The 24,988-nt window shown below is 56.5% G+C and carries 27 protein-coding genes; 8 read left to right on the top strand and 19 right to left on the bottom strand.

The window, feature by feature from the left end:
- Window positions 1–154: 154 nt before the first annotated feature.
- Window positions 155–1,957: a helix-turn-helix domain-containing protein gene (locus FD02_RS02910; protein WP_056950284.1), complete on the top strand. Its 1,803-nt coding sequence runs from the start codon at window positions 155–157 to the stop codon at window positions 1,955–1,957.
- Between the two features lie 76 nt (window positions 1,958–2,033).
- Here FD02_RS02910 and FD02_RS02905 read toward each other — a convergent pair whose 3' ends face one another.
- The 10 genes from FD02_RS02905 to FD02_RS02860 form a co-directional block, all read right to left on the bottom strand.
- A complete protein-coding gene (locus FD02_RS02905; RefSeq protein ID WP_054723557.1) occupies window positions 2,034–2,714 on the bottom strand; it encodes a DUF1129 domain-containing protein in 681 nt (226 codons plus the stop codon).
- Window positions 2,715–2,791: 77 nt separating this feature from the next.
- Entirely contained in the window at window positions 2,792–3,898 is a 1,107-nt protein-coding gene (ychF, locus tag FD02_RS02900; RefSeq protein WP_056950281.1) for a redox-regulated ATPase YchF, read from the bottom strand.
- 8 nt (window positions 3,899–3,906) lie between these two features.
- Complete coding sequence (locus FD02_RS02895; protein WP_054723556.1) at window positions 3,907–4,095, bottom strand: DUF951 domain-containing protein; 189 nt, start codon at window positions 4,093–4,095, stop codon at window positions 3,907–3,909.
- A gap of 32 nt (window positions 4,096–4,127) precedes the next feature.
- Entirely contained in the window at window positions 4,128–4,997 is an 870-nt protein-coding gene (locus tag FD02_RS02890) for a ParB/RepB/Spo0J family partition protein (RefSeq protein WP_056950279.1), read from the bottom strand.
- Window positions 4,981–5,754, bottom strand: coding sequence for a ParA family protein (locus FD02_RS02885; RefSeq protein WP_056950277.1), 774 nt, complete (start codon window positions 5,752–5,754; stop codon window positions 4,981–4,983). The genes FD02_RS02890 and FD02_RS02885 overlap by 17 nt, the downstream gene beginning before the upstream one ends.
- A 3-nt stretch (window positions 5,755–5,757) precedes the next feature.
- Complete coding sequence (noc, locus tag FD02_RS02880) at window positions 5,758–6,651, bottom strand: nucleoid occlusion protein (protein ID WP_056950275.1); 894 nt, start codon at window positions 6,649–6,651, stop codon at window positions 5,758–5,760.
- Window positions 6,652–6,691: 40 nt separating this feature from the next.
- Window positions 6,692–7,417, bottom strand: coding sequence for a 16S rRNA (guanine(527)-N(7))-methyltransferase RsmG (gene rsmG / locus FD02_RS02875; RefSeq protein ID WP_056950273.1), 726 nt, complete (start codon window positions 7,415–7,417; stop codon window positions 6,692–6,694).
- Window positions 7,418–7,726: 309 nt separating this feature from the next.
- Window positions 7,727–11,194: a LysM peptidoglycan-binding domain-containing protein gene (locus tag FD02_RS02870; RefSeq protein WP_056950270.1), complete on the bottom strand. Its 3,468-nt coding sequence runs from the start codon at window positions 11,192–11,194 to the stop codon at window positions 7,727–7,729.
- 19 nt (window positions 11,195–11,213) lie between these two features.
- The gene (locus tag FD02_RS02865) at window positions 11,214–11,864 is read right to left on the bottom strand and encodes a hypothetical protein (protein WP_054723455.1); all 651 of its coding nucleotides are present in this window, start codon (window positions 11,862–11,864) and stop codon (window positions 11,214–11,216) included.
- 14 nt (window positions 11,865–11,878) lie between these two features.
- On the bottom strand, window positions 11,879–12,628 hold the full coding sequence (locus tag FD02_RS02860) for a hypothetical protein (protein WP_054723454.1): 750 nt from the start codon (window positions 12,626–12,628) through the stop codon (window positions 11,879–11,881).
- A 126-nt stretch (window positions 12,629–12,754) separates the two neighbouring features.
- Here FD02_RS02860 and FD02_RS02855 point away from each other — a divergent pair, with 126 nt between their 5' ends.
- Window positions 12,755–13,093, top strand: a complete 339-nt coding sequence (locus FD02_RS02855; RefSeq protein WP_054723453.1) for a helix-turn-helix domain-containing protein — start codon at window positions 12,755–12,757, stop codon at window positions 13,091–13,093.
- A 107-nt stretch (window positions 13,094–13,200) separates the two neighbouring features.
- Here FD02_RS02855 and FD02_RS11165 read toward each other — a convergent pair whose 3' ends face one another.
- A complete protein-coding gene (locus tag FD02_RS11165; RefSeq protein ID WP_056950267.1) occupies window positions 13,201–14,610 on the bottom strand; it encodes a PucR family transcriptional regulator in 1,410 nt (469 codons plus the stop codon).
- A gap of 169 nt (window positions 14,611–14,779) precedes the next feature.
- Between FD02_RS11165 and FD02_RS02845 the strand changes: the two genes are divergently transcribed.
- The 3 genes from FD02_RS02845 (at window position 14,780) to FD02_RS02835 (ending at window position 17,291) form a co-directional block, all read left to right on the top strand.
- Window positions 14,780–15,640 carry an SDR family NAD(P)-dependent oxidoreductase gene (locus FD02_RS02845; RefSeq protein ID WP_056950264.1) on the top strand — a complete coding sequence of 287 codons (861 nt, stop codon included), beginning with the start codon at window positions 14,780–14,782 and terminating at the stop codon, window positions 15,638–15,640.
- Between the two features lie 169 nt (window positions 15,641–15,809).
- Complete coding sequence (locus FD02_RS02840) at window positions 15,810–16,634, top strand: acetoacetate decarboxylase family protein (protein WP_054723521.1); 825 nt, start codon at window positions 15,810–15,812, stop codon at window positions 16,632–16,634.
- Between the two features lie 18 nt (window positions 16,635–16,652).
- Entirely contained in the window at window positions 16,653–17,291 is a 639-nt protein-coding gene (locus tag FD02_RS02835; protein ID WP_054723520.1) for a nitroreductase family protein, read from the top strand.
- 69 nt (window positions 17,292–17,360) lie between these two features.
- Here the strand turns inward: FD02_RS02835 and FD02_RS02830 are convergent, their stop codons facing one another.
- From FD02_RS02830 to FD02_RS02820, 3 genes are all read right to left on the bottom strand, one after another.
- A complete protein-coding gene (locus FD02_RS02830; RefSeq protein ID WP_056950261.1) occupies window positions 17,361–18,260 on the bottom strand; it encodes a serine hydrolase in 900 nt (299 codons plus the stop codon).
- Window positions 18,261–18,276: 16 nt separating this feature from the next.
- Window positions 18,277–19,023, bottom strand: coding sequence for a CPBP family intramembrane glutamic endopeptidase (locus tag FD02_RS02825; protein ID WP_056950258.1), 747 nt, complete (start codon window positions 19,021–19,023; stop codon window positions 18,277–18,279).
- Between the two features lie 213 nt (window positions 19,024–19,236).
- Window positions 19,237–20,448, bottom strand: coding sequence for a PrsW family glutamic-type intramembrane protease (locus tag FD02_RS02820; protein ID WP_082603283.1), 1,212 nt, complete (start codon window positions 20,446–20,448; stop codon window positions 19,237–19,239).
- Window positions 20,449–20,606: 158 nt separating this feature from the next.
- Here FD02_RS02820 and FD02_RS02815 point away from each other — a divergent pair, with 158 nt between their 5' ends.
- On the top strand, window positions 20,607–21,275 hold the full coding sequence (locus FD02_RS02815; RefSeq protein WP_056950256.1) for a type 1 glutamine amidotransferase: 669 nt from the start codon (window positions 20,607–20,609) through the stop codon (window positions 21,273–21,275).
- 44 nt (window positions 21,276–21,319) lie between these two features.
- On the opposite strand, the gene FD02_RS02810 is transcribed toward FD02_RS02815, so the two are convergent.
- Complete coding sequence (locus FD02_RS02810; RefSeq protein WP_056950253.1) at window positions 21,320–21,727, bottom strand: pyridoxamine 5'-phosphate oxidase family protein; 408 nt, start codon at window positions 21,725–21,727, stop codon at window positions 21,320–21,322.
- A 36-nt stretch (window positions 21,728–21,763) separates the two neighbouring features.
- Between FD02_RS02810 and FD02_RS11600 the strand changes: the two genes are divergently transcribed.
- Window positions 21,764–21,886: a hypothetical protein gene (locus FD02_RS11600; protein ID WP_268871589.1), complete on the top strand. Its 123-nt coding sequence runs from the start codon at window positions 21,764–21,766 to the stop codon at window positions 21,884–21,886.
- Between the two features lie 70 nt (window positions 21,887–21,956).
- On the opposite strand, the gene FD02_RS02805 is transcribed toward FD02_RS11600, so the two are convergent.
- The 4 genes from FD02_RS02805 to FD02_RS02790 all read right to left on the bottom strand — a co-directional run bounded on the left by FD02_RS02805 (window position 21,957) and on the right by FD02_RS02790 (window position 24,464).
- The gene (locus FD02_RS02805) at window positions 21,957–22,196 is read right to left on the bottom strand and encodes a hypothetical protein (RefSeq protein ID WP_225352614.1); all 240 of its coding nucleotides are present in this window, start codon (window positions 22,194–22,196) and stop codon (window positions 21,957–21,959) included.
- A gap of 171 nt (window positions 22,197–22,367) precedes the next feature.
- On the bottom strand, window positions 22,368–22,838 hold the full coding sequence (locus tag FD02_RS02800) for a flavodoxin domain-containing protein (protein WP_056950249.1): 471 nt from the start codon (window positions 22,836–22,838) through the stop codon (window positions 22,368–22,370).
- A 106-nt stretch (window positions 22,839–22,944) separates the two neighbouring features.
- Window positions 22,945–24,060 (bottom strand): lactate oxidase, encoded by a 1,116-nt coding sequence (locus FD02_RS02795; RefSeq protein WP_056950247.1) that lies wholly within the window; start codon window positions 24,058–24,060, stop codon window positions 22,945–22,947.
- A 104-nt stretch (window positions 24,061–24,164) separates the two neighbouring features.
- Window positions 24,165–24,464 (bottom strand): hypothetical protein, encoded by a 300-nt coding sequence (locus FD02_RS02790; RefSeq protein WP_054723560.1) that lies wholly within the window; start codon window positions 24,462–24,464, stop codon window positions 24,165–24,167.
- A gap of 162 nt (window positions 24,465–24,626) precedes the next feature.
- Here FD02_RS02790 and FD02_RS02785 point away from each other — a divergent pair, with 162 nt between their 5' ends.
- Entirely contained in the window at window positions 24,627–24,833 is a 207-nt protein-coding gene (locus FD02_RS02785; protein ID WP_054723561.1) for an LBP_cg2779 family protein, read from the top strand.
- Window positions 24,834–24,988: the final 155 nt, after the last annotated feature.

Genomic DNA, 24,988 nt, shown 5'->3' with positions numbered 1-24,988 from the left:
ACAGCCTTCTTTCAAATTTTGTTGTTGACTAGATTAGCATGCCAACTCCCTAGCGTCAAACTAAAATGAGCACACTCTCATTCGTGTTTTGCCAGTCTTGAACCCGCCACCGGTCTGCGCGATGATAGGGCCATTAACTTCGCGAGGTGTGCACATGACAATTCCAATCGGTTTGGCCCGGCTCGGGCAGTTCTTCCATGAGTTTCGCAGCGGTCGCGGCGTGGCGCTCACGGCGGCGGCCAGCAGCTTTTCACCGGCGACGTTATCGCGCTTTGAACGCGGCAACCAAGACATCAGTGCCGCCAAAGCGCAACGGCTGATTGATGCGCTGGGCCTGGAGCCGCAAGACTTTCTGCCGCTGTTAACGGAGGCGCCTGAGATTTTTCCCTTCATGGCCCGCGGCCTAGTCGAAGGCCAGGCGCAAGCCGCCCTCCTGAAACGCCAGCGCGCATTTGCCGCGGCGCACCCAACGCCCAGCGGCTTGACCACCTTGGCGGACGCGTGGTTTGCCGCGGCCTTGCACTGGGCAGAGCCGACGTTTCGCCTGAGCCTCGCCGCCGAGCAGCGCCTCGCCGATTTTCTCGTCGTACCGGAAAACCTGACGCCCCTGGAGGAAGGCATCCGCGCCGCGCTGATTGCGCCGGCCAGCCACGAGTTGCTAGAAATCTTGTGGCAGCGCTCCGAGCGCATGAGCCACAACTTGCGCAAAGACTACCGCGGCGTGTTGCTGATCGATTATTGGCTCAGCGCCGCGGCCAACCGCGACACCGATTTTCTCACTGCGCACCAAGCCGAACTTACGGCAGAGTTGGCGGCTCACGGTCACCTCAACGCTTACCGGGACACCCTACCGCGCTGGCGCTTCGCCCAGCGCTTGGCCACCTGGGTCCAGGCCCCGACGCCGGCCCACGCGGCGGCGGTGACGGCTTATCTCGACGCCGAGCGCGCCGTGGGCCACCTCACCGCTGCCACCTACTACGCGGCGCTTTATGCCCACGCCCAAGCCGCGCAACCCGCCCACAACCCGGCGTTGGTCGATCACTTCGGCACGCTGAACACCAGTCAGACTGCCGGCGGGGTCTTGGCCCAGCGGCTGCGCCTGTTTGGGGTCACGCCGGAAGACCTGCCCAGTGATCGCGACCCCAGTACGTTGCGGCGCTATATGAACGGCCAATCGCAGTTAGGCTTTGGGGCCATGACCCAAGTCAGCGCCGAGCTCGCGTTGCTGCCGCAAACGCTGCTCATGAGCGCCGGCGGCACCGCCAAGCACGTCGGCCACAAACCGGGCCTGTACAGCTATTGGTACCAAATCACCGACTGCGCCACGGTCGCCGCGGCCGAGCAATTGTATCAGCAGTTCCGCACCGATGCCGCTGCGCTACCTACCCCCATCGCCACCGCGCAAGACTTTATCCTGCAGGCCACATTATCCGACCAGTTTGCGGTGACCCCGACGATTGGCCTCGCCAAGCACACCCCGGCTGCGTTTACGCAACTCGTGCAGTCTAATCGCTGGGGCGTTCAAGAAGGCCTCACCATCAAGTATCTCGCCGAGTGGCTGGCGGCCAGCGACCTGCCGCTGTTTTGCGACCGGGTGGCGCGCCGGTGCCGCGATTATCCTGATGACATCAATGGTGATTTCTACCACGCCGCCATTGCCACCAGCCTCAAGCGACTCGCGACGACCGCCCCGGCATTAGCCAGCCAGTTGCTGGCCGCCTTAGCCCGCGACCCGCTCGACCAAGACACCGCACCGGCTTGGGAACAAGGGGGCGCCGCGGTGGCCACGGCGGTGGTGCTCGGTGACTCGCCGCACGCCGCGTTAACGACCTGGTGTGCCCGGGCCCGCACTACCGGCCAATACGTCGCCTTAGACGCCGTGGCCGCCTTGTGGGGGGACCATTTTCCTGCCGACACCTTCGCCCATCCCGCTTGGGACCGCGCTTTTCACAGCTAATCAACCGGCCGGTAGCGCCACGCTACCGGCCATTTTTGCGCGAAAAAAGAGACCCGCGCGGGGTCTCTTTTGAGGTTTAATTGGCAAACAAACCAGGCAGCTTGTACTTGCGCTTGAGGAAGAAGTGCGCGCCGTAGCAAAGTACCGCGAACACGCCATACACCGGCCAGGCCATCGCGCTGGTCAAAGGCGACTTGATCAAGACCAAGACGCTGCTGAGGAAGGAGAAGACCAGAATCAACGCCACCCCGGCCAGCAACAGAATCCATGTCTTTGGGCGCTTGTCTTTCGGCAGGCGGTTCCACGTGTTGAAGTAGCTGAACATCACACCGGCCATGATCGACATCACCAGCAACGACAAGATGCCGCTGCCTTGTTGCATCTGCTTGGCGGTGCTGGAGAAGTAAGCCATGAAGCCGTAGATCAGGCAGAACATGCTCATGAAAAACAGACTCAAGTCCGTGGCACTCAGCCAAAACGGCACTTTCGGCGCCGGCTTCGGGGCGTGCATGATGTGATCGGCCTCGACCGTCACCGGCCCGTACAGCTGGTTGGCCGGCTTGCCCTCGTGTTGGGCCTGCACCATGTCCGGCAACAGGTTAGCGAGGATGTCGCGCTGCTTGTCTTCGCTATAGCCGTTTTCGGTCAGGATGCGCCGCAACTTAAAGACGTATTCGTCGTTTTTCTTCGATAATTCGCCGAGTAAGGCGTCGACGTCAACTTCGATGACCTGCTCTTCTTTGGTTTCTTTTGCCAAGTGTGGTTCCCCCTGTGTCTAGTTGTGTGCTGCTGAGACGGGCTGTGCGGGGCCACTAACCGCCCCGCTACACCAGCTTAAACATTAAACCTAAACTCGATGATGTCGCCGTCTTGCACGACGTATTCCTTGCCTTCTGAGCGCAGGCGGCCGGCTTCCTTGACCGCGGCGGCGGAGCCGTACTTGTCGAGGTCGGCAAAGGACATCGTTTCGGCGCGGATGAAGCCGCGCTCAAAGTCGGAGTGGATGATCCCGGCGACTTGCGGGGCCTTCATGCCTTGATGGAAAGTCCAGGCGCGGGTTTCCTTGCCGCCGGCGGTGAAGAAGGTGGCTAGGCCCAGCAGGTGGTAGCTGGCCTTGATCAGCTTGTCCAAGCCGGATTCGCTGACGCCTTCCGCCGCGAGAAAATCGGCCTTGTCGTCATCGTCGAGCTCGGCGATTTCCTCTTCGGTTTTCGCGGAAATGGCAATCACTTCGGCGCCTTCTGCCTGAGCGTGCTGCTGAATCTGTTGCACGTAGGCATTGGCATCGGGATCGGCCATGTCTTCTTCGGCGATGTTCGCCACATACAGCACCGGCTTGCTGGTCAGCAGGAATAACCCGCGGACGATCTTCTGCTCGTCTTCATTGAAATCGATGCTGCGCACGGTGCCGCCGGCCTCCAGCACCGGCTTGATCTTCTCCAGCACGGCGAACTCGGCGGCGGTGTCCTTGTCCTTGGTGTTGGTGCGCACGATTTTCTCCACCTTGCTGTAGCGCTTGGTAACGGCGTCAAGGTCGGCGAGGCCGAGTTCCAAGTCGATGGTTTCGATGTCGTCGAGCGGATCGACCTTGCCGGTGACGCTGGTGATTTCCGAGTCGTCGAAGGCGCGGACGACGTGGATGATCGCGTCGACTTGGCGAATGTTTTCCAGGAACTTGTTGCCCAGGCCCTCACCCTTCGAGGCGCCCTTGACGATGCCGGCGATGTCGGTAAATTCGAAGGTGGTGTGGATGATCTTCTTGGCCGGGATCAGCTCGTCGATGCGCGCCAGCCGGGCGTCTGGGACTTCGACCATGCCGACGTTGGGGTCGATGGTGGCGAAAGGATAGTTGGCCATTTCGGCTCCGGCCTTGGTAATCGCGTTAAACAGGGTCGACTTGCCGACGTTTGGCAGGCCGACGATACCAGCAGTTAATGCCATGGTTATGCTCACTCTTTCTCTGCGTGACTAATGACTTTCTTCATTTTGCGGTCAAACTCGTGGCGCGACAGCATCACGATGTGGCCGCAGCCGCTACATTTAATCTTAATATCCATGCCCATGCGGATGATTTCCCAATCATTCGTGCCGCACGCGTGGGGCTTTTTCATGAGCACATGATCGTGTAAGTCGTACATGGCGGCCTCCTTTAATCAGACTTCGCACCTTGCTAATCGATATTCACATGTAACAAATCCAGAATCCGGGTCAGGTCGGCTTCGTCTTCAAAATCGATTTCCAGCTTGCCGCGGCCTTTTGCCGCGCTGGTGATGGCGACTTTGGTGCCGAAGTGAGCGGCCAATTGCTCCTCACTGGCGCGGACAAACGGCGACTTCGGCTTCGGGGTGCGGGTCGGCTTGGCGTCGCCCGCGTTCATTTGGTTGATCAACCGTTCGAGTTGGCGCACGGTCAACCCGTCGGTGACGGTTTTCTTGGCCACCGCCACCAGCTTTTGTTTATCCTTCAACGACAACAACGTGCGGGCCTGGCCCATCGACAGCTTGCCGGTGTTTAACAGCTGCTTCACCGCTTCCGGTAAGGTCAGCAGGCGCAGGTAGTTGGCGATGTAAGGCCGCGACTTGCCGAGGCGCTTGGAGACCTCAGCCTGCGTCAGCTTCAGCCGCTTAATCAGCGTATCATAGGCCTGCGCCTCGTCAAGCGGCGTCAGGTCTTCGCGCTGCAGGTTTTCGATGACGGCGATTTCCATCATTTGCGGGTCGTCGAACTCGCGCACGATGGCCGGAATGGTGTCGCGGCCGGCCAGTTTGCTGGCGCGGAAGCGGCGCTCGCCGGTGATGATCTCGTAGCCGTTGACGCTTTTGCGCACGATGATCGGCTGGAACACACCGTTTTGGCGAATCGAGTCGGCCAGGTCGTTCAAGCCGGCTTGGTCGAAGGTCTTGCGGGGTTGGTACGGGTTCGGCCGAATGTCGGTCAGCGCCAGGTCAGACACGTTATCCAGCGTCAGATCCGGCGTGTTGATATCCTGGAACAAGGCGTCGATGCCGCGTCCCAGTCCTTTTTTATTTACTTTCGCCATGGGCAGCCAGCACCTCCTGAGCTAATGCTTCGTAGACTTCCGCACCGCGCGACTTCGGGTCGAAGTCGGCAATCGGCTGACCGAAGCTCGGCGCCTCGGCCAAGCGGGTCACCCGCGGAATGATGGTGTCATAGACCTTGTCTTGAAAATACTTGCGCACCTCGGCGATGACTTGCGCGCCGAGGTTGGTCCGCGCGTCGTACATGGTCAACAGCACCCCTTCGATGTTCAGCATCGGGTTGAAGTGCTTTTGCACGAGGCGCACGGTGTTTAGCAACTGGCTCAAGCCTTCCAGCGCGTAGTACTCGGCCTGCACCGGAATCAAGATGGCGTTGGCGGCGGTAAACGCGTTGATCGACAGCTGGCCGAGGCTCGGCGGGCAGTCGATGAGGATGTAGTCGTACTGGTCGGCAATCGGCTCGATGCCCAGCCGCATGCGCATTTCCCGCGCCATTTGGTTGGTCAGCTCGATTTCCGCGCCGGCCAGTTGAATCGTCGCCGGCACGATGCTGAGGTTGCGGTGCGCCGTGGGCATAATCGCCCCGGCCATCGGCGCCTCGTTGACCAACACGTCGTAAATGTCGGAGTCGACCGCGCCTTTTTGAATGCCGACGCCGCTGGTGGCGTTGCCTTGCGCATCGGCGTCGATGATCAACACCCGCTTGCCGTGATCGGCCAACGCCGCGCCGAGGTTGACGGTGGTCGTGGTTTTCCCGACGCCGCCTTTTTGGTTTGCGATTGCAATGATGTGTGTCATGCGTTAGTCCTTCTTCGGCTTGGGAATCACGATGTCAAAATGATACCCCGTCTCGCTTTCGTTCTCCGTGGCCTGGACGTCGAGCCCGGCTTCGCGAATCATCTTCAGCGACTGGCGCAGCGTGGACACCGCCATGCGCGCGTCATGGGTGATCGGCGTGCGGCGCCGCGGCTTCTTCGGCTTAGCCTTGCCCGTGGCGCTCGGCTCGGCCACGGCGGCCGCGGCTGCGGCTTGCGCCACCTTGGCAGCTGCCGCTTCCGGATGCAACACGGCTTCCACTGCCGCTTCGGTGTCGCGCACCGTCAAGTTATGGGCGAGGATATCGTGAAGCAGGACCTGCTGGTGGTAATCGTCGACTTTGAGCAACTCGCGGCCGTGCCGCTCGCTGAGCTCGCCGTTCATGATGGCGTCTTGCACGGGGTCGCTTAATTTTAACAGCCGCAACTTGTTGGCGACAAACGATTGGCTCTTGCCCATTTCGTCGGCCAACTGCAACTGAGTCAGCTGGTTGAGCCGCATCAAATCCGCGTAGGCCTGGGCTTCTTCGATTGGCGACAGGTTCTCCCGTTGCAGGTTCTCGATCAGCGCCATCTCCGCCGATTCGTCATCGCTCATTTTCTGGACGATGGCCGGCGCGGTTTCCATCTTCAGCGCCTGCATCGCGCGAAAACGGCGCTCGCCGGCGATGATCTCGTAGTGCTCGGGTTCATACTCGCGCACGACAATCGGTTGCAACAAGCCGTGTTCCTTGATGGTCGCGGCCAACTCGCTGATCGCGTCGGGGGTGAACACCTTCCGCGGCTGATGCCGGTTGGGCACGATGGCGCTCAGTGGCACCTCTGTGACTGTGGTGCCCTTGGGTGTCTCTTGTTTTTTACCAAAAAAAGAAAATGCCACGCCAATCCCTCCAAGTGTTTTTGTCCAGGCCGCGAGCGGCTTAGTGTAATGGTTGTTTCGCCGGGGTGCCCGGCTTGCGCGGGTACCGCGCCGGCGTGGTGCGCGCCTTGGGCACCACCACGATGTTGCGCTCGTCGCCAGTTTCCGGCAGCTCAAGTGTCGCCATGCTCGGCTTGCCGCCGCCTAGCGTGTGAATCGCCACGGTGGCGGCCTTCAGCTCGGCTTCACCGGCGGCGCCTTTCATGGCGGCGAATTGACCACCGACGCGCGTCAGTGGCAGGCAAAACTCAGCCAGCGTCGCCAGGTTGGCCACCGCGCGGGCGGTGACCAGGTCAAACGCCTCGCGCGCCGGCGCCTTTTTCCCGCCGAAGGTCTCGGCCCGGTCATGCACCAAGGTGACCCCGGTGAGGCCCAGCTTGTCCGTCAGGCGCGCCAGAAAGTCGATGCGTTTTTGCAAGGAGTCGACAATCGTCACCTGCAGCTGCGGAAACAGCAGCTTCAATGGTAACGACGGGAACCCCGCGCCGGCCCCGACATCGCACACGGTCAGCGGCTGATCGCGCAGCGCCGGCACCGCCTGCACCAAGGTCAGCGAGTCGTAGAAGTGCTTCAAGTAGACGTCGCTCACGCTGGTCAGCGCCGTCAAGTTGACCTTCTCGTTTTCGGCCACGAGGTACTCGTAATATGTGGCAAACTGCGCGGCTTGAGCCGGCGTCAAGGTCAGGCCAAGCGCGCTTAAACTGGCGGCAAAACTAGTGGCATCCATGGGCAACTCCGTTCTTGATTTGTGGAACAATGGTGAGTTTCACGTCATGTTCTAGTTTAACGTAAAGTCGCGGCAATTTCTACATGGTTAAGGGTGATGCTGTCTCAAAGACTGAAGCCACAGTCGTGACTGACTAAAATCACATCAATCATAATGAATCTCCAGGATATCATCACCTTAATTGGTTAATTTTCCTGGTCAACAGATAGATTCATACCGCACTTCGGGCAAAAAGAAACACCAGCCAAAGGCTAGTGTTAGATGTGATTCGATATGTATGACCCACGAGGGTTCCCGTGATTGAAAAAATTACCAGTTCATGTCGCTAGTGTCAATAACGGTAGTATCAGATAGGTCTATGGTTTCTGGTTCACCGGCATTGACTTGGGTTGCTACCTTCAACAAACCAGTTCCGTCAGCTCCGTTAACTACATAGACGCCCATTGATAAACGGGTAAAGCCACTGTTTACCAAGCTATCGTAGTGGCCACCATTGGTTGCGCGTTCGTCTTCGATATATTGCTTGAAGGCTTGCTTAGCGATTTGAGTTGCCAATGTATCTTCGTCGGTCAAAGCTGTAGCTGGGTTGAGAGTGAAATAGCAGATACACTCTGCGTTTGCGCTCATCGAATCGGCCGATGCTTTTACACCTGCAGCGGCGTAGTCATTGTAGTTACCACCCGGCACGCTACCTTCTGGCTGGTCATGACTAAAATCATATAGTGCTTCAATAGCACGTTGCTCGCTCCGTACCATTGATGTATCGTCTGCCACCACTTGAGTTTGGGCGTGTCCTGTATTGGCCTGTTCCTCGTTCAACATGGCGTTAAACTTCTTGGCGACCAGTTTGCTCAAATCAAGATTAGTCAAGTCAAGAGCTTGAGGGATAGTAACACCCACACCGTCTTCCACCTGGGCTTTTACTTCTTGAACTTTCTTGTCACTACTCAGGTTGACCCCTGGTAACTGATTAGCTGTCTTCGTCCACGTGTTCATTGTTACTGTTTCGATGGTCGTATCACCGTTTTCAGCAACAACGGGGTTCATATCGAACGTCGTACTATCTACCAATGTATAACCATCCGTAGATTTGAGCTCGGCGTTGACATCCGTAGCATCAACGTTTTGGATCGTGCTAGTGTGCTTAACCACAATCTTGTGGTAGGTGTTCGTCGTCGTGGTGGTTTCGGTGATGTTACCGTTGGCATCGGTACTCTTGGTCACGACCGGATCACTGGTCTTCATCAAGTGATAAGCCGTGGTATCTGGATCTTGGCCCAGATCATTACCAGCTTCATCGACGTTCTTAGTGACGGCCACCTTAGTCGTAGTGACCACTTTAGGCGTCTTCTTCCAAGTGGTGGTCGTCGTGATGGTCTTGGTGATGTCACCATTGGTCGCCGTGCTTGTGGTGGTCTTTGGGGCCCCAGTCGTCACTTTGGTGTAGCCATCGGTGCTGGTTAACCTATTGCCTTGCTCGTCAACGTTAACGGACACGTTGACGGTCTTGGTCGCAATCTTGTGCCAAGTTACCGTCGTGGTCACGGTCTTAACGGTATCACCATTGATCGCCGTCTTAGTGGCGACTGCTGGCGTGCCCGTCTTGACCTGCTTGTAACCAGTCGTGCTGGACAGGGTATTACCTTGCTCATCAACGTTGATGGTCTTTGTATTCGTGGTTACCGTCGGTTTGTGCCAGGTCACCGTCGTTGTGTAGGTCGTGATCTTATCCCCGTTGGCACTGATTTCATCGGATGGTATTGGATCACTAGTGGCAACTTTAGTGTAACCAGTCGTATTCGTCAGCGTCTTACCAGTATCATCCACATTAACGGTTACGTTCTTCGTCGTGGTACCGTTCTTGTGCCATGTGACGGTCGTTGTTGTGGTTTCGGTGATATCACCGTTGGCAGCCTGCTCACTCGTTGTCACAGGTGCACTTGTCTTCACCTTCGTATAACCCGTGGTATCGGTCAAAGACTGGCCGGATTCATCAACGTTGACGGTCACGTTCTTCTTTGTTGTCACGTTCTTGTGCCAGGTCACTGTCGTTGTGTGCGTCGTGACGGTGTCACCATTGTCCGCCGTCGTGACGACATCCTTTGGTGCGCTAGTAGCGACTTTCGTGTAACCCTCGGTATTGGTGAGGGTCTGCCCAGACTCATCGACGTTGACCGTGGCGTCCTTTTCCACGGCTACCGGCGTGTGTTTTACTTTAGGCGCACTGTCCTCTGCATGTTTTGCTGCGTCATTGGCAGCAGAAACGGTCGCATCATCATCGGTGGTATCAATCGCCTCAGCGGCAGTTTTTGCCTGATTCTCGGCACTCGTACCATCGCTAAGTTGCTGAGCAATATCCTCAAGCTGCTGATCCCAAGCCGCAATCTGCTTGTCGTACTTAGCAATTTCCGCGTTAAGTTGATCAATCTCAGTATTGATGTCAGCTAGCTGAGCCTTAATCTTCTTCGCTGCCGCACTATTCGGCGCAGTCACCGTGCTCGGCAAGGCGCTCAGATCCGTCTTAGCCGACTTTAAGTTGGTCGCGGCTGCATCGCGTTCTTTGGTCGCAGTGGCGAGCGCAGTGCTGGCTGTCGCCAGCTTCGTAGCAGCATCGGCGGCAGTGCTCTTTGCCGTATCTAAGGCCGTCTGGGCATTGGTAAGCTTAGTCTGATAGGCCGCGAGATTCTGCTTGGCCGTGGCTAGCTGCTGCGTCAGAGTGGCAATTTGTTGAGTAGCATCCGCATCCTTTTCTTTATCGGCATCTGCCTTCAGTGCGTCTAACTTCGCTTGAGTCGCCGCAATCTTATCCGATGCAGCTTTGATTCCCGTCTGGGCGGATGTGATCTCTGCCTGTTTAGCAGTCACGGCAGCATCAGCTTGCTGCTTAGCAGTAGCAGCGTTCGAAGCGGCTGTCTGAGCAGTATCGAACTTGCCTTGCGCGGCAGTTAAAGTGGCTTGAGTGTTTGCCACTTTCGTCAACGCCGCATCACGCTTAGTCGTAAGAGTGCTTGCCGCATCCGTATTTTCCCCATTAAGCAGTGCGGTCAGCTCGGCTTCTTTAGCAGCAGCTGCTTTCTTGGCGGCTTCCGCTTGGGCCTTTGCTGCGGCGGCTGCCTTCTTTTCGGATTCTGCTTGCGCCTTGGCTTTCTTCAAGGCCGCAGCGCTTTGCTTGCTCGTTGACTTTGTTGCGGTAGCAGATGTACTTGAGGCAGTCGTAGTCGTTGGTGTTTGAGTCGCTTCCGTTGCGGTTTGAGCTGCTGCGGACTGTGTCGCGGCGGCGACACCTGCGCTAGGGGTCACCGGCTTAGCGGGATTCAGATTATAGGTCTGATAGCTCCCATCGGCACCCTTGACGGTGACGGTTGCATCCGCTCCAGTACCATACAGGTATAGCTTGTTGCCAGCATAAATCAGATCAATATTAGCGATGTGATTGATCTCAGCCAACCGGTTCATGGTGGTCGAGATGCCAACATTGTTCAAGGCCTCGGTAATAGTGGACAGCGTATCGCCCCACTTAATATCGTAGACCTTTTTATCGGAAGCGTTGATTTGTGCCTCAATATCACTGACGCTCCGTTGCGTCCACTGCTTCGTGCTGGTGGTTTCCGCCGCACTGACAGACTGAGTGTTGGTGAAGAAAAGCCCAGTTAAACCCATGGTGGCAATCATCCCCACTGCCAACCAGCCACGATGCTTGGAGTGAACCAGTTTAGCCCGGTGTGTTTGTTCCTCCATAGCGCGTTCTAGGCGCCGTTGTTTACGTGATTGATTCATTATTCTTCCTCCTAAGCAATTAACCCTGTTGATCAATTGTGTGTTCCAAGCTATCTATCGCAAACCACCCAAGAATGAAGCTCAAATACCAACTAAACATCAATAGAAAAACCGTTCCAAGAATCAATTGGAACATATACTGTCCACCGCGACCAAGTGCATCCGTTGTTGCCCGGTCTAACCCACTGGCTACGCGCGAATCTTGTGTTGTATACTGCTCAACAGTTCCGTTGATGCCATTCGGTGTGCGATCAAATACCCCATAAGTAAACTTACCGTTCACCTTATACTCAGTGCGCACTGGCGCTCGCTGATAACCCTCGTGGTAGGCGTCCTTAATTTCTTGGATTGCCGCCAACGTGTTGGGCTTACGAAATGTGCCCTTCGCTATCCAGGCTTGTACAAATGGGAAGAATCGAATATTCACCGGTAGAATCACCAACAACAGAATCAACGCAAAAACGGTCAACCAAAGGTAATGAGGCAAATATTCCCGAAATCGCGCCACATTGAGGTGAGTCAACAGAATGAAGTCACGGGCAACAGAATCTAACAGGAGCCAACCCGCATAGAATATTAAGAAGGCACCATGAATCACGGTGAGTATCTTGACATACTCCCGCTTTGGTAGTTTACCTGAGAAGACCCACAGACTTTTTAAATGCGCCATTGAATTACCTATCCTTAATTGGCCTGGTTCGGGAAGAACAGGCGTAACCCACGCTTGAAGATACGATCGCGAATTTCCCCCACGTTATCCCGCTGTCGCTGCATCGGCGCTTGAATTTCTTCTTGTTCGAACAAATTCATCGCTTCTTTCATGCTGTCAGCTCGCCCTTCATCAAAATACGTCAGAAGCCACGTGATAGCGTAGATGTTGTCATAGTGCTCCGGGATGGCTGGCAACGTCTTTTTCAAGTCGTCAAACTTCTGCATCCACTCCTTGTAGTTTTCACCGAAAAAGATTTCATAGTCTGCGGGGTCGACATGAGGCGCTCTATATTTGAACCACAAACGGTCATATCCCAGTAACCGCGCAACAAACGTATTACTTATGTCCGGCTTGTCGGCTTTATTACGCTTACCGGCGTGAACGTCAAGATAGTAGAAGAAATACGGTACTCCAACCCCTAGCAGAGCCGCGAAGAAGGGGACTGCACCAATGGCGAAGAGAAGCGTCCCCAAACCCGAAATGAACCCGATAGATGACGAACTCATTGGGACCCCAATTCCCCAGAAGATAACGGTAGCCAGGATTGTTACGGTCAAGATAATTGCCGCCGCATGTTTTCGCTTTGCAACCTCTAAGTGCCGGGAGGCGACATTGTAGTCATTATGACTCGCATCCGCCAAATAATGGCCAAGTAAAATTTGTGAATCCGAATATTGTGGCGCTGAAGCGCTTGTATTACCCATTTCGTTATTCTCTGTCATGTCTGACATCCTCCATTTCCCTAACTGTTCATATAGTAACACACGACTATTATTATATTGCCTTATAAACGCAATTTTGCTCGCCTAAGCTTAGTTGAGTTGCTTTTACACTTAGGAGGTGCCGAGGTGAGTAGCAATTTAGGCGATAAAATTAGACGCTATCGACTGCAGGCACAATTAACACAAGAACAACTCGCAGAGAAAAGTGGGTTATCAGTTAATTTCATCTCCAAAATTGAACGAGATAGTCAACAAAACATTAGCCTCAAGCGCCTTGCGGAAATCGCGACTGCTCTCGGGGTCAGTTTGGAAGACCTGGTCACGGATGAATCCGCTAATGGCAAGGATGCCTGCCTGAGCGGTAGCTATAAACGGCTCGAATCATACTTAGATAGCTTGCCGATTGAGGTCGCTGATCAAATCAGCGCCGGTTTGCTCCTCATCTTAAAGACACAACCGAAATGAATTGAATCCCATTAGACACAACAAAGCGCTAGCTATCAGCTAGCGCTTTGTTGTGTCTAATGGGATGCCAAAGTGTCACCAGACAGTGACTATGCCCTTAAATCACGTCACTCCAACCGCCGCGCCTTCAAATAATCCAGCACCGCAAAGCTTTCCGTCAGCTTCGTCTGTGTGGCCGCGGCCTTCAGATTCAACCCGGTCAATGTCGTGATGCGCTCGAGGCGCTCGCGCAAGGTGTTCGGGTGAATGTACAGACTGGCGGCGGTGACGCTTTGTTTACCGCCGGCGGCCAGGTAAGCGCGCAAGGTTGGCACAAGCGCCGCATGATGACTGGTGTCGTATGCCTGCAAAGCCTTGATGGCCGGGTTGAGAAAATACGGCAGAATGTTGTCGCGGTCGTTGACCTCCGCCAACATCAAGGCAAAGTATCGGTCCTCGCAAAAGGTTACCGGCGAGGGGTTGCCGGCCAGCCGCGCGGTTCGCGTCAGCACCTGGTACGCCGCCACGGTTTCTCCGGGCCGCATGTAAAACGTCGACACGATGAGCTGACAATTGGCGCGCGTGGCCACGGTGGCCAACTGCTGCCGAAACTCGGCGCTGTTATATTCCGGCAGGCTCACCGTCACCAGCGCCAAGCACAAGTGGCGATAATTCGTCACGATGACCTGCGTCACCATCGGCGCCAACAGTTGTTGCAGCCGCGTGCGCAGCACCGTATCGCTTTGTCCCGCAGTGGGTTGGGCGCGCAGCAACACCATTTGCTTTGGCAGCACCGCCCCCGCCCGGGCAAATTGCGCGGCGAAGGTCTGGTCATACTGCTCCATCAACAAGAGGTTCAACAACCGGTCCCAGCCACTCGCCGGGGCGGTCACGATTTGGTCCTTCACGGCGGCATTGGCAATGATCGGCGCCAGCGCCTGCAACAGCTGCGTCTGCTTGGCCGTGATCGGTCCACTCGTCGCCCCCACCGCCAAGTACGCCAGCGGGGCTTGCTGGACTGTCAACGGGGTTAGTAATAGGGGGACAGGCGACTGGCTCGGCTGCGTAATGTACAGATGATGCCAGAAGCGGTGCGGATCTAGCGCCGGCCGGTGCGTCGACAAGAAGCGCCCCGTGGCCGTGCCCGCGTCGAGCTCGGCGCTGCTGGCCTGCAGCACGCGCTGGCCGGTGAGGTCCAGCACCATCAACGGCGCCGCCAGCAGCTTGGCCGCCGCGGCCAACGTGGTGGCAAAACTCGCCGTGATTGCCGAAACGGCCACCGGCATCACTGCCGCATTCACCGCATCGACTGGGTAAAGCGCCTCACCAATTGTTTCTAAGGCGGCAATCGGGGTCGTCGACGACAATGTCGCCACCCGCCGGCCTTGGGCATCGACCAGTTGCGTCGCCGAAACACTCAGTGTGCCCGCCACCGGGTGATTTTGCCCAAACACCGCGGCCGTGACCTCACCGGTGGCGGTGGTCACCGGCACGTCGAGCGTCTGATTTAATTGGTTTAACAGCTTGGCTAACTCCATAACCCTATCCCCCCGTGCCCTGTGTGGGCATGTCACACTGAATCGCCGACTACAATGGAGACTTCACACCTTTATGGTAGCGCTTTTTCACGTTACGATACAGTTGTATTCGGGATCGCGAATGATATTGCACCGTGACGACGGTGACAACGCGAAGGGAGTTTTTCTCATGAAAGAATTCAAGAATAAAGTGATGTTCATTACAGGCGCGGGTCATGGCTTTGGCAAAGTGATTGCCGAAGAAGGCGCGCGGCGCGGCATGAAGCTGGCGCTGGTCGACATCGATGAACCCGCCTTGACGGCCACCGCCAAGGCCATCGAAGCCACCGGCGCGCAAGTGCTCGCCATCCCCGCTGACGTGACCAAAGAAGAGTTGGTCACCAAGGCCATCGACCAAGCCATGGCCAAGTATGGCGCCATCGACTTACTGGTCAACGACGCCGGCATCGCCTTGGCCGGTCGCATGTGGGAGCTGCCGACGCGCGATTGGGAATGGATTCTCCACGCCAACGTCTTGAGCCAGGTTTATTCCATGCGCAAAGTCATTCCAATTATGTTGAAACAAGAAACGCGCGGCACCATTTTGAACGTGTCGTCCATTGCCGGCCTAGTCGACACCCCGGGGATGCCAGCATACCACGCCAGCAAGTTCGCCTCGGTGGGCATGACTGAAGCCACCGCCTACGACCTGCAGCGAGCCAACAGCGGCATCGAAATGCACGTGATGTGCCCAGGCTTCGTGCAAACCGACTTGTACCACACCGAGCAACACCGGCCGGCGCAATACAGTGACCCGAGTGACCCGTACTACCAAAGCGAAGCCTTCAAGAAGGGCCAGCAAGTCGCGAAATACGTCATCACCACCGGCATGCCAATCGACACCATTGCCGCCACTGTCTTCAAGGCGCTGGAAGACAACGAGTTCTACATCCTGACGCATCCGCAATTCAACCCGCTGATTCTCGATCGGGTCAACCGCATCGTTAACCACAAGGCACCGGATGTCCATGTGATGGATGGGTTGATGTAGGGTTTCGGTTTAAACGTGCTCGCAACTTGCTTAATCGTGTTCGCCGAGGCAAGGGGCTACACACAAGTCCACCCGGCACTCGAAGCGCCAAACCCGCGCTTCAAGCACCAGGCGGCGCTTGTGCTCCGCCCCTTTACCGCCTCGGCTCACAACTTGGAGGTAAAATCTTATGACCAGTTATTACGCATCTGATTCCGCTGTGAAACAGTTTTTGGATAATCCTAGTATGAATGATCAAGGCGGGTTGGCCTTTGCTTATGGCACCGACCCGGCGGCCTTGGCAAAGTTGGTCCCGGCTCCACTGAAGCTCGCGGCGCCGGTCGTCGTCGGCTACGTCGTGAAGATGAACAAGCCCAACTTCGGCCCGGCCTATCTTGAGCAAACCCTGTACGCGTTAGTTAGCTACAAGGATAAGTTAATGGGCGCCTACCCATTCGAGTTGTTGTTGGCTGGCCCCGGCGCCGAAGCCGGGATGGTTGCCGGTCGCGAAGGCGCCGGCATCCCCAAGAAGTTAGCCGATGACATTCAATTGACCCGCGACGGCAACACCGCCCACGCCAGCGTGACGCGCCACGGCACCAAGGTGTTGGATCTGAACTGGACCGCCGGCGACATCAACGAGCCAAGCTTCCTGCCTCAGTTCGCCCAGATGATGCCGTTGAACCAAGCCGTCGAGATGAACAGTTTCTTCATCAATTACGACCTGGAACAAGCCCAGGATGGCTCCAACCACTTCATTAACACCAGCCTGGTCACCACCCAAATGACGTCCTTCACCGATCAGCTCGAACCCGGCAAGCTGGACTTGACGCTGGCCTCCAGCATCGATGACCCGCTGAACGAGTTGCCTGTGCTCAAGCCGCTTGGGGCCGGCTGGTACCACTTCAAGACCTCGGTCATGCACAACACGTTGCACCTAGAAGACCTCGACCCGGCCAAGGCGGCGCCGTATCTGCTGACCGGCCGCTTCGATCATGAGGCTTATACGAAGTAATCAGAAAGGATCTCTATTATGAAAAACAATGATTTTAGCGATATCATGTTGAATCGCCACTCGGTTCGCCAGTTCGACCCCAGCGTCAAAATCAGCCGCGACGAGCTACAAGAAATGATTAAAGAAGCCACCACCGCCCCATCGGCCTGCAACCTGCAATCGTGGCACTTCGTCATCATCGACACGCCGGCTGCCAAGGACAAGCTCAAGCAAGCCGCCATGAAGTTCAACTATCCACAAATCGACACCAGCTCCGCCTTGATTTTCATCGCCGGGGACACCCATTCCCACGAGGTTTACCGGGACGTCTGGAACAAGGTGTACGAAGCCGGCAAGATTTCTAAAGAGAAGCTCGACCAGATTCTCAACACCTTCCTGCCGTTGTATGAAAAGGCCAGCCCGGAGTTTCTGACCCTGGACGCCACCATCGACGGCGCCATGGTCGGCATGCAGTTGTTGCTGACCGCCCGGGCCCATGGCTATGAAGCCAACCCGTGGTCCGGCTTCGACTTCAAGACCGTCATCTCCGCCATCGGCCTCGACCCGAAGCGCTTCGTGCCCGTGATGTGCGTCGCCCTCGGCAAGCCTGCCGCCGGCGCGGATATTCTCAAGACCGACCGCTACGACACCAAGACCCAAACCGAAATCCTGGAATAATCGCTTAACCAAAATAGCGCCACCGCCAGCAATTCCTCAGATTGCCTGACGATGGCGCTATTTTAATGGCTACTTCAACACCGCGTGATACACCTTTTTGCCTAAGCTGTGAAAGGCCCCTTGTTCAAGGCCCGTGTCGCCGCCTTCGCTCATGGCCACGACGATGACGCCCTTGCCGTGCTTGTTGAACAGTATCGCCGCTTCCTCGACGGCGCCGAGGTCGTCGTTGACGTGGGCAATGTTGTCATAGGTGGCGCCGGTGGGCAACTTGGCGGCCAACGCGCTCGGGCCGGTGCCTTTTTCGAGCAATTTCCACATCGCCTTTGACGCCTTCTTCGATACGAGCTTGCGCCGGTACATGCGGCTTAGCGCATCCGCGACATCGCTGGCATCGGTTTGGTTATCGGCTCCGAGCTCGGTATCGTCCGTATCGCCGATGTAGGTGGTGACCTCGGTATTGGCGAATTTCAGCTTATCGAGGATCTTCGTCGTTTTCTTCTTGCCGCCCATGGCCTGAATCAAGATATCGGTGGCCCAATCGTCGTCCTTGGCCATCATGTACTTCACCAATTGTTTGAGCGTCACCGTGGTCCCGGTATCCATGTTTTGCAAAACGCCAGTGCCAGCCACGGCGTTATCCGCGTCGACGGTGTAGGTCTGCTTCCAGCCGAGTTTGCCTTTTTTCACCTGATGGTAGACCGCCGCCATCACGAACAGCCGAATGAAGCCGCCTGCATCGACTGCCCCACCGCCGGGCTTCACCGGGCCTTCAAAGTACTTGCCACCCAGAGATTGGACCATCACCGATGAACGCGTGTCGTCGAGCTGGCCCACCGTCGCGTTAATCGCCTTGTACAACTTGTGATGCGGCAAATCCTTGGCAGCCACCGGCGTCGGCGTCGTGACGCCGACCAAGCCAATGACCAAACTCCCAAGCAATAACCCAATTAACCACCGCCAACGTTTCATCTGATCCTCCTTGTCCTTACCCCATCATCACCAGCGCCACGAGATTCCACGTCGCGTGCGCCATCACGTTTAACCCGTACTGACGGCATCGGCGATACAACAAGCTGAGCCCCGCCCCGATAATTGCATAATCCACGAAATAATACAGCCACGCCAGCAGCGAAAGCTGGCCGGCCGCCACCTGTGGCAATTGCTGCGCAACGTGCATCAGCGAAAACCCGCCAATTGCCACCGTCAGGCGCCACCGTTCATGCAAGTGGCGCGTCGGCGTCAACACCAGGTACCGAAAGCAAAACTCCTCGATCAGCGGTGCCACCACCAACGTCACGCCGACAGTCACCGCGGCCCCTGCCCAGCCGCTGTGGAACAGCGAGTTGAGCAGATGCTGATTCGCACTGGTGGCGCCACCCTTGGTTTGCAAACCAAGGAATTTGGGCCCAAGCCAGTGCCAGCCCTGGCTGGTCAGGAACATGCCACCCACCGTGATGCCCACTCGCCGCATGCTTGCAAGGTGCAGGCGCGGCCAGTTGCGGTTTTGACCATATGCCAAGGGTAGCTTTAAGTACAACCACGCAAAATATATCGCCAATAGCAGCCCGAACCAGTCTGCACCCATGTAGTGCCCGGTGTAATAGCCGGCAAATACGACCTGCTCCCCCACCAGCAGCCAGACAAACAGCAAGCAGGCTTGCCACCACCGGTACACGTCGGGGCGTGGATGAATCGTCATCAGGTGTTGCCACCGTCTTTGTAACCAGCTCATTGCTGTGCCTCCATCTGCCAATCTCAATCATCGTCTTGCGTGCCATGCTCAAGTCGCGACAACGTACTGGGCAAAACGGCACCGGCCAGCGCCCCCAACCATCGTCAGCGTTACCCACATTCTAGGGGTGAGGCACGATTGGCAACAGTGATTTTGCATATCTGCACGACAACAAAAAAACGCGGCCCAAGGTCCGGCCACGTCTTCCCAAAATTAAGCTGCTTGTTGGGCTTCGGTTTGCAGTCGCCGCAACTCCTTTAACCCCGCGGCAATCAGCGTGAACACGACGATCCAAGCAATCACAATCAGCACAATATATTTAATCGTATCACCCAGGCCGAATGTCTCTCGCCAATCCCACATCGCGTGTAGCGCCCAGGAAATAATGAAGAACGGCAAGAACTTGCCTGACACCAGCTGGCTCCAAGCGAACGGCTTTGCGCGCTTCGCCGCCAACAAGCCACCACCTTCGATGGCGGCCCAGACCATGTGAGTACCGGGGGCAGACCAGGCGCGCGTAAATACAACGCTAAGCAAGCTAGGCACGCTACCTGAGAAATGATAGTCGTAACCCATTGTTTCAAACACCGCGAAGCCCGCTCCGACTGCCGCGCCAATGAGCACGCCAGTCAGCAAAGTTTTGGGATTCAGCTGTCTGACAAAATACGCCACAATCAAAGCCTTACCAATCTCTTCTGTAAAGCCAATGCCCAACGCGTTGGCCAAATTATACGAGGTTAAGCTGGCCCCAGGCACAACCAGATAGAGGATCAAGGTAACCAGTAAGGATAGTGCCCCACCCACGAAGAAAATCTTCATCACGGAATAAATGCTGATATTGTGGTAGGCATTTAACTCGAAGAACAGCACTAGGCCGGAAAACGGGACGGCAAAGGCGCCAACCATAATGATGCCCCCGACAGCATTGGGATTGCCCAACTGCGCAAGTATGATATACAGGAGCGCAAACACAATCGCAAACGCGGCGAAGATCCGCGAAAACAGCCACGGCCGGCCCCAGTCGGCTGACAACTCGCCGATGGTCGGCGTCGTCTCCGGCGTGCCGGCGATGAAGATTTGCTCCGCCTCGGCCGTCGTGTGCTTTTTAGTGACCTGCGAGAACAAGTTCCGCAGGTTAATGTCCAGGTCAACATCCTCCCCGGCGTAACTGGCAAGCTTGTGCGTCGCCGCCTTGAGCAAGTTCTGCTTCGGCCCCGCCGGCTGCGCCGTGGCGCCTGGTTGAGCGGCGGCTGGTGCGGGTTGCGGCGCCCCGCAACTGCCGCAGAAATTGGCGTCGATTGGATTGACCTGCCCGCAATTGGCACACTGCCAGGTCTGCGGCACCGCCGCGATCAGCGGCGCGCCACACTTGGCGCAAAACTGATCTCCTGGTTGATTCTTGAAGCCACAATTCATGCAAAACATCGCGCTTACCCCATTTCAACTCGCTTAGCATGACCACCGGTACGGCAATCATCTCGCTTAGTATACAATAAGCTTGCTATGTGGGAGCGCGCATTTCCATATTTGCCTACTGGCGAATTGTGCTAAAATACGGTATCACATTGAAAGGCGGCGAAGCCATGAGCGAACCCATCAAAATCGCGTATCTCTACGAGGACCTCATGAATACTTACGGCGACTCGGGCGATGTCAAGATCCTGCGGTACTGGCTCAACCAGGCCGGTTACCAGGTCCAAGTCGATAACGTGAGCCTGGCCGCCGACTTTAACGCGGCAGATTACGACTTCCTGTTCTTCGGCGGTGGCCAAGACTACGAGCAAACCGTCGTCGCGCGCGACTTGTTGCGGCATAAGGCCACCATGCAAGCCTACATCGAAGCCGGCAAGCCCATGTTGGCCATTTGCGGCGGCTATCAGCTGCTCGGCGACTACTACAAAACCAGCGGCGGCCAAACCATCAAGGGGCTCGGCATCCTGCCGCTGCACACCGTGTTCAAGGCGGACAGCCGCATGATCGGCGACACCGAATTCGAAACCGAATACGGCACCGTGCGCGCCTTCGAGAACCACTCCGGGCGCACCTACTTCGATGACCCGAAGCTGAAACCACTGGGCAAGATGGTCCAAGGTTATGGCAACAATCCGGAAGACGGCGTCGAAGGCCTGCACTACAAGAACACCTTCGGCAGTTACGCCCACGGCCCGATTCTGCGCAACGACAACATCGCCCAGGCCATTGCCAAACTCATCATCGAAAATCACCAGGCGCGCGTTGGCGTGCCGGCATAACAAAACGGCAGGTTCGCGTTGGCGTGCCTGCCGTTTTCAGTAGCTTAGTTATCTTCTGCGATGATGGTCCCAGCGTTCGGGCCGGCATCCAACCGCACGATGCGGGTAACATGAATCACCACGGCACTGATGGCCGCCGGCAAGTGCTTCGCTTCGGCAAAGGCCTGCGCGTCCTTGAAGATCTGGTCGTCGTCATGGAACTCGACCGTCCCCTCGAACCGGAAGCCCTTGAGTTGCGAGCGGTCTACCGTTGCCACCGCCGCCTTACGCGTCGCGTTGAGGTTGTGCCAAGCGTGGTGCCCGGTTTCCTCGTTATAAATCAGATGCTCGTCATCAAACACGCGCATGGTGCCTTTGGGGCCCACCTGCGGATTGCCATTTTCATCGGCCGTTGCCAGATAGTTCAATTGGCTGCCAATCATATCTTTCATTTCTTGCGTTAATTTTGCCATGATTCTCATCCTTTCAGGGTTCTCATGCAACAAATCATGTTAATGCCGCAGCCGGCCAGTCATTTGCTCGGCCACCAGCTCACCAGCGCCAACGCGACGCAGACCCCTAGCGCCACGCCGGTAATCGCGACCGCCGCCACATTCGGCAACGGCGCTTGAAACAACCAATAGGCAATGCCCACTAGCGCCACGATCAAGAGCCCCAGCACCAGCCTGACCCAGCCGCGTCTCACAGCCGCGCCAACACCGTATACTTGCTGGCAGGCAGCTTGGCCGCCTCTTCAGGGGTCAAGGCCGCTGCCTCTTGCGGATCGAACACGACAAACTGGCCGTGCTCGTCTTGCGCCACGACCAAGCCGTGGTCGATGGCATTATGCACCTTGAACACCTCGGCACTCTTGCGCGCTGCAGCGTAATCATAATCCTTGGCAATCGCGTCACCAGGGTTGAAGAAAATCGTTTCGTCCATGAGAATCGCCTCCATTATGGTGTGAACAAGCCCGGGAAGGCACGAAACGGAAGCGCCGCCTCAGGGAGGACTGGTGGTTTTTGCCAGTCAGCCCTGAGGTGGACTTCCGTGCAGTGCCTTGGGCTTGCGAACCTGATTGAGCCGGCTAGGCGTGCAGGATTACCCCACAACCTAGTTGGCCGCGTCGTGCACGTCTTGATACTTACTCAACAACTGCTTGGTAAACTTCTCAAACGCCGGCATGTTACCTTCGTCGACGCCGTTAGCAATCTTTACCGTTTCGGCGCCTTGAATCGCCCCGCTAGCGCGCAACGTGGCGGTGAACAACGCCGGGGCGGTATTATAATCCTTACCGTAATAAGGATCACCGGTGCCGACCACGCCAAACACCAGCGGTTGCTGACTGTAGTCGGTGTGGCCCATGTCCAGATAAAAGTCTTCGCTTTCCTCCGGGATGGTGCCACCGGTCCAGGTGTAAGTGGCGAGCACCACGATGTCGTAATGGGTTAACGTGGCCGCATCAGTTTGCTGCATCTCGCCTACTGTCACTTGCGCCTGGGCGTGCGTGAAGAACTGTTCGAGCACGCGCGCCATTCCCTTGGCATTGCCGGTAATCGATGCATAAAGAATCAACACTTTCATGGTCGTCACCTCTTACCTTCAGTATACCGGTATCGGCGACTCAGGCAAAGCGCTTACTCTCCCGGTAACAAAAACGCCGCCACCGCAAGGGTGACGGCGCGTTAGCTTAGTCTTCGTAGTTAAAGTGGGTGAGCGGTGCGTGCTTCACATCCGCAATCGTCTGGGTGCCGGCGAGCTGCATGGTGATCGCCAATTCGTGGTCGATTTCCTCGAACACACTTTGTACCCCAAGTGCGCCGCCTAAGGCCAGGCCATAAATAACCGGGCGGGCAAAGGCAACCAGATCAGCACCAGCAGCCAACGCCTTGAACACATGGGAGCCGCGGCGAACGCCAGAATCAAAGATAATCGGCACCTGGTGGTTGACTGCCTTGGCAATGGCTGGCAAAACGTCAAACGCTGCCGGGCCGCCGTTCAGTTCACGGCCACCGTGGTTGGAGACGTAAATCCCAGCGGCACCGGCGCCAATTGCCCGCAACGCGTCTTCAGGGGACTCGATGCCCTTGACGATGACTGGCAAGTCAGTGTACTCCGCAATGCGGCGCACGTCAGCTTCGCTAATCTTCTGCGCGGCACTAGCGTAAATTTCGCCGATGCCCTTCCCCTTGCCGTCGCCTTCGGAGAACTTCGTCAGGTTGGCCATTGGAATTGGGAATTGGAAGTTATTGATGATGTCGGCTTCCCGATAACCATCGACCGTGGCGTCCACCGTCAAGATGATGGCCTTCGCGCCGGCCTTCTTGGCTTCGTCCAAGAGGCTTTCGTTGAAGGTCCAGTCCTTGCTCATGTAGAGTTGGAAGAACTGAGGCGCATCAGGCGCCGCTGCTTGAGTGTCGGCAATCGACGTCGAGGAGTAAGTGCTTTGGCTCATCAACCCACCAACGGCGGCGACCCCCTTGGCGGTATCCTTTTCGCCTTGACTGTGGGCCAAGCCTTGAGCCGCGGCAGGCGCCATCATCACTGGCGTCTTTAATGGAATCCCGAAGATGCTGGTGCTCAAGTCTGGATTCTCAATGTTCGACAACGCCTTGGGCACGATTTGCGCATGCGCAAACGCCTTGGTGTTCTGGCGCAACGTCCAGTTATCCTCGGCGCCGCCGACGATGTAGCCAAAGCCGCCAGTCGGAATGATGGCCTTAGCTTGTTCCTCAAGACTCGGTAGGTTCAAGATGTCGAGTTTCTGTTCCCGGTCGCTTTGTTCATATCCATTGATTACTGTCATATTGATGATCCTCCTTGATTGGTGATTGCCTCACCTGATTACAAGGACCATCTTATCACTTACTTTTTATTAGTCAACGAAATTCTCAAACTTTTTGTAAGTTGTTACGCCGGTACTTCTTCCCCGGCACCGTGCAAAATGAAATGCACCGCGTCAGCTAAGGCGCGCGTACTAAAGAAGCGAATGTCCGGCGTGTCGCCAAACACATCCACCTCAATCAGCGGCTCAAATCCGCCAAACTGCCGCAGACTTTGGCGCAGCCAGGCATCCCACACCGCTGTGGTCAGCCCCTTGTGGTTCGCCAGGTTGCGACGAATGATGACGTTCTTATTCTCCCAGATTCGCACGCGCATCGGCGTCTCTTGACTCGCGGCGAGCTGGCGTAAATACTCATATTGTTCCATGTAGATGCACCTCCGATCAGCCACCCAAGCGGCAAAACGATTGAACAACACCCACCATATCCTAACTTAATTATAGCAAACGTCCGTTCGCTTTGCAAGTAATATGCCATTTCGGCCACAGTCGGGTATACTAGGAATTAGAACAAAGGAGGAAATCTTACCATGAGTGTAAACAAGCAACTGAGCGATTTTGCCGAGGAAATTATCGCCTTCCAGCGCAAGAACGACCTCACAGATACGGAGATGGCGCTGAACAGCCACGTTTCGGTGGAGCACATCCACAACATCAAGGCCATGCGCGAAGTGCCGGAACCAAGCACCGTGGCAAGTCTCCGCGACTACATGGAACACAAACCTAACGGCAAATAATCGATTCCGCCGCCTAGCTAGGCGGCGGCTTTTTTATTCGCAGACACGCCAAATGCCCTGCCGACTTTTCAGTCGCCAGGGCATTTTTGGTGTCACCGGGCAAGTGGCCTACTTGCCCCACTCGGTAGCTTGCCGGCCAGCTACCGACGGCCCCG

Origin of the sequence: Lacticaseibacillus nasuensis JCM 17158 (genome assembly GCF_001434705.1) — a bacterium.
GTDB lineage: Bacteria > Bacillota > Bacilli > Lactobacillales > Lactobacillaceae > Lacticaseibacillus > Lacticaseibacillus nasuensis.
The sequence above is the reverse complement of the archived record's forward strand: the minus strand, read 5'-3'. Positions and strand labels throughout refer to the sequence as shown.

Excerpts from the sequence above, each read along its gene's own strand:
- FD02_RS02885 (WP_056950277.1), bottom strand. The coding sequence starts at position 5,754 with ATGACACACATCATTGCAATCGCAAACCAAAAAGGCGGCGTCGGGAAA.
- ychF (WP_056950281.1), bottom strand. The coding sequence starts at position 3,898 with ATGGCATTAACTGCTGGTATCGTCGGCCTGCCAAACGTCGGCAAGTCG.
- FD02_RS02805 (WP_225352614.1), bottom strand. The coding sequence starts at position 22,196 with ATGGACGAAACGATTTTCTTCAACCCTGGTGACGCGATTGCCAAGGAT.
- FD02_RS02785 (WP_054723561.1), top strand. The coding sequence starts at position 24,627 with ATGAGTGTAAACAAGCAACTGAGCGATTTTGCCGAGGAAATTATCGCC.
- FD02_RS02870 (WP_056950270.1), bottom strand. The coding sequence starts at position 11,194 with ATGAATCAATCACGTAAACAACGGCGCCTAGAACGCGCTATGGAGGAA.
- FD02_RS02840 (WP_054723521.1), top strand. The coding sequence starts at position 15,810 with ATGACCAGTTATTACGCATCTGATTCCGCTGTGAAACAGTTTTTGGAT.
- FD02_RS02790 (WP_054723560.1), bottom strand. The coding sequence starts at position 24,464 with ATGGAACAATATGAGTATTTACGCCAGCTCGCCGCGAGTCAAGAGACG.
- FD02_RS02830 (WP_056950261.1), bottom strand. The coding sequence starts at position 18,260 with ATGAAACGTTGGCGGTGGTTAATTGGGTTATTGCTTGGGAGTTTGGTC.
- FD02_RS02860 (WP_054723454.1), bottom strand. The coding sequence starts at position 12,628 with ATGACAGAGAATAACGAAATGGGTAATACAAGCGCTTCAGCGCCACAA.
- FD02_RS11165 (WP_056950267.1), bottom strand. The coding sequence starts at position 14,610 with ATGGAGTTAGCCAAGCTGTTAAACCAATTAAATCAGACGCTCGACGTG.
- FD02_RS02890 (WP_056950279.1), bottom strand. The coding sequence starts at position 4,997 with ATGGCGAAAGTAAATAAAAAAGGACTGGGACGCGGCATCGACGCCTTG.
- FD02_RS02895 (WP_054723556.1), bottom strand. The coding sequence starts at position 4,095 with ATGTACGACTTACACGATCATGTGCTCATGAAAAAGCCCCACGCGTGC.
- FD02_RS02795 (WP_056950247.1), bottom strand. The coding sequence starts at position 24,060 with ATGACAGTAATCAATGGATATGAACAAAGCGACCGGGAACAGAAACTC.
- FD02_RS02910 (WP_056950284.1), top strand. The coding sequence starts at position 155 with ATGACAATTCCAATCGGTTTGGCCCGGCTCGGGCAGTTCTTCCATGAG.
- FD02_RS02815 (WP_056950256.1), top strand. The coding sequence starts at position 20,607 with ATGAGCGAACCCATCAAAATCGCGTATCTCTACGAGGACCTCATGAAT.
- FD02_RS02825 (WP_056950258.1), bottom strand. The coding sequence starts at position 19,023 with ATGAGCTGGTTACAAAGACGGTGGCAACACCTGATGACGATTCATCCA.
- FD02_RS02810 (WP_056950253.1), bottom strand. The coding sequence starts at position 21,727 with ATGGCAAAATTAACGCAAGAAATGAAAGATATGATTGGCAGCCAATTG.
- FD02_RS02865 (WP_054723455.1), bottom strand. The coding sequence starts at position 11,864 with ATGGCGCATTTAAAAAGTCTGTGGGTCTTCTCAGGTAAACTACCAAAG.
- FD02_RS02835 (WP_054723520.1), top strand. The coding sequence starts at position 16,653 with ATGAAAAACAATGATTTTAGCGATATCATGTTGAATCGCCACTCGGTT.
- rsmG (WP_056950273.1), bottom strand. The coding sequence starts at position 7,417 with ATGGATGCCACTAGTTTTGCCGCCAGTTTAAGCGCGCTTGGCCTGACC.
- FD02_RS02820 (WP_082603283.1), bottom strand. The coding sequence starts at position 20,448 with ATGTTTTGCATGAATTGTGGCTTCAAGAATCAACCAGGAGATCAGTTT.
- FD02_RS02845 (WP_056950264.1), top strand. The coding sequence starts at position 14,780 with ATGAAAGAATTCAAGAATAAAGTGATGTTCATTACAGGCGCGGGTCAT.
- FD02_RS02800 (WP_056950249.1), bottom strand. The coding sequence starts at position 22,838 with ATGAAAGTGTTGATTCTTTATGCATCGATTACCGGCAATGCCAAGGGA.
- FD02_RS11600 (WP_268871589.1), top strand. The coding sequence starts at position 21,764 with ATGTTAATGCCGCAGCCGGCCAGTCATTTGCTCGGCCACCAGCTCACC.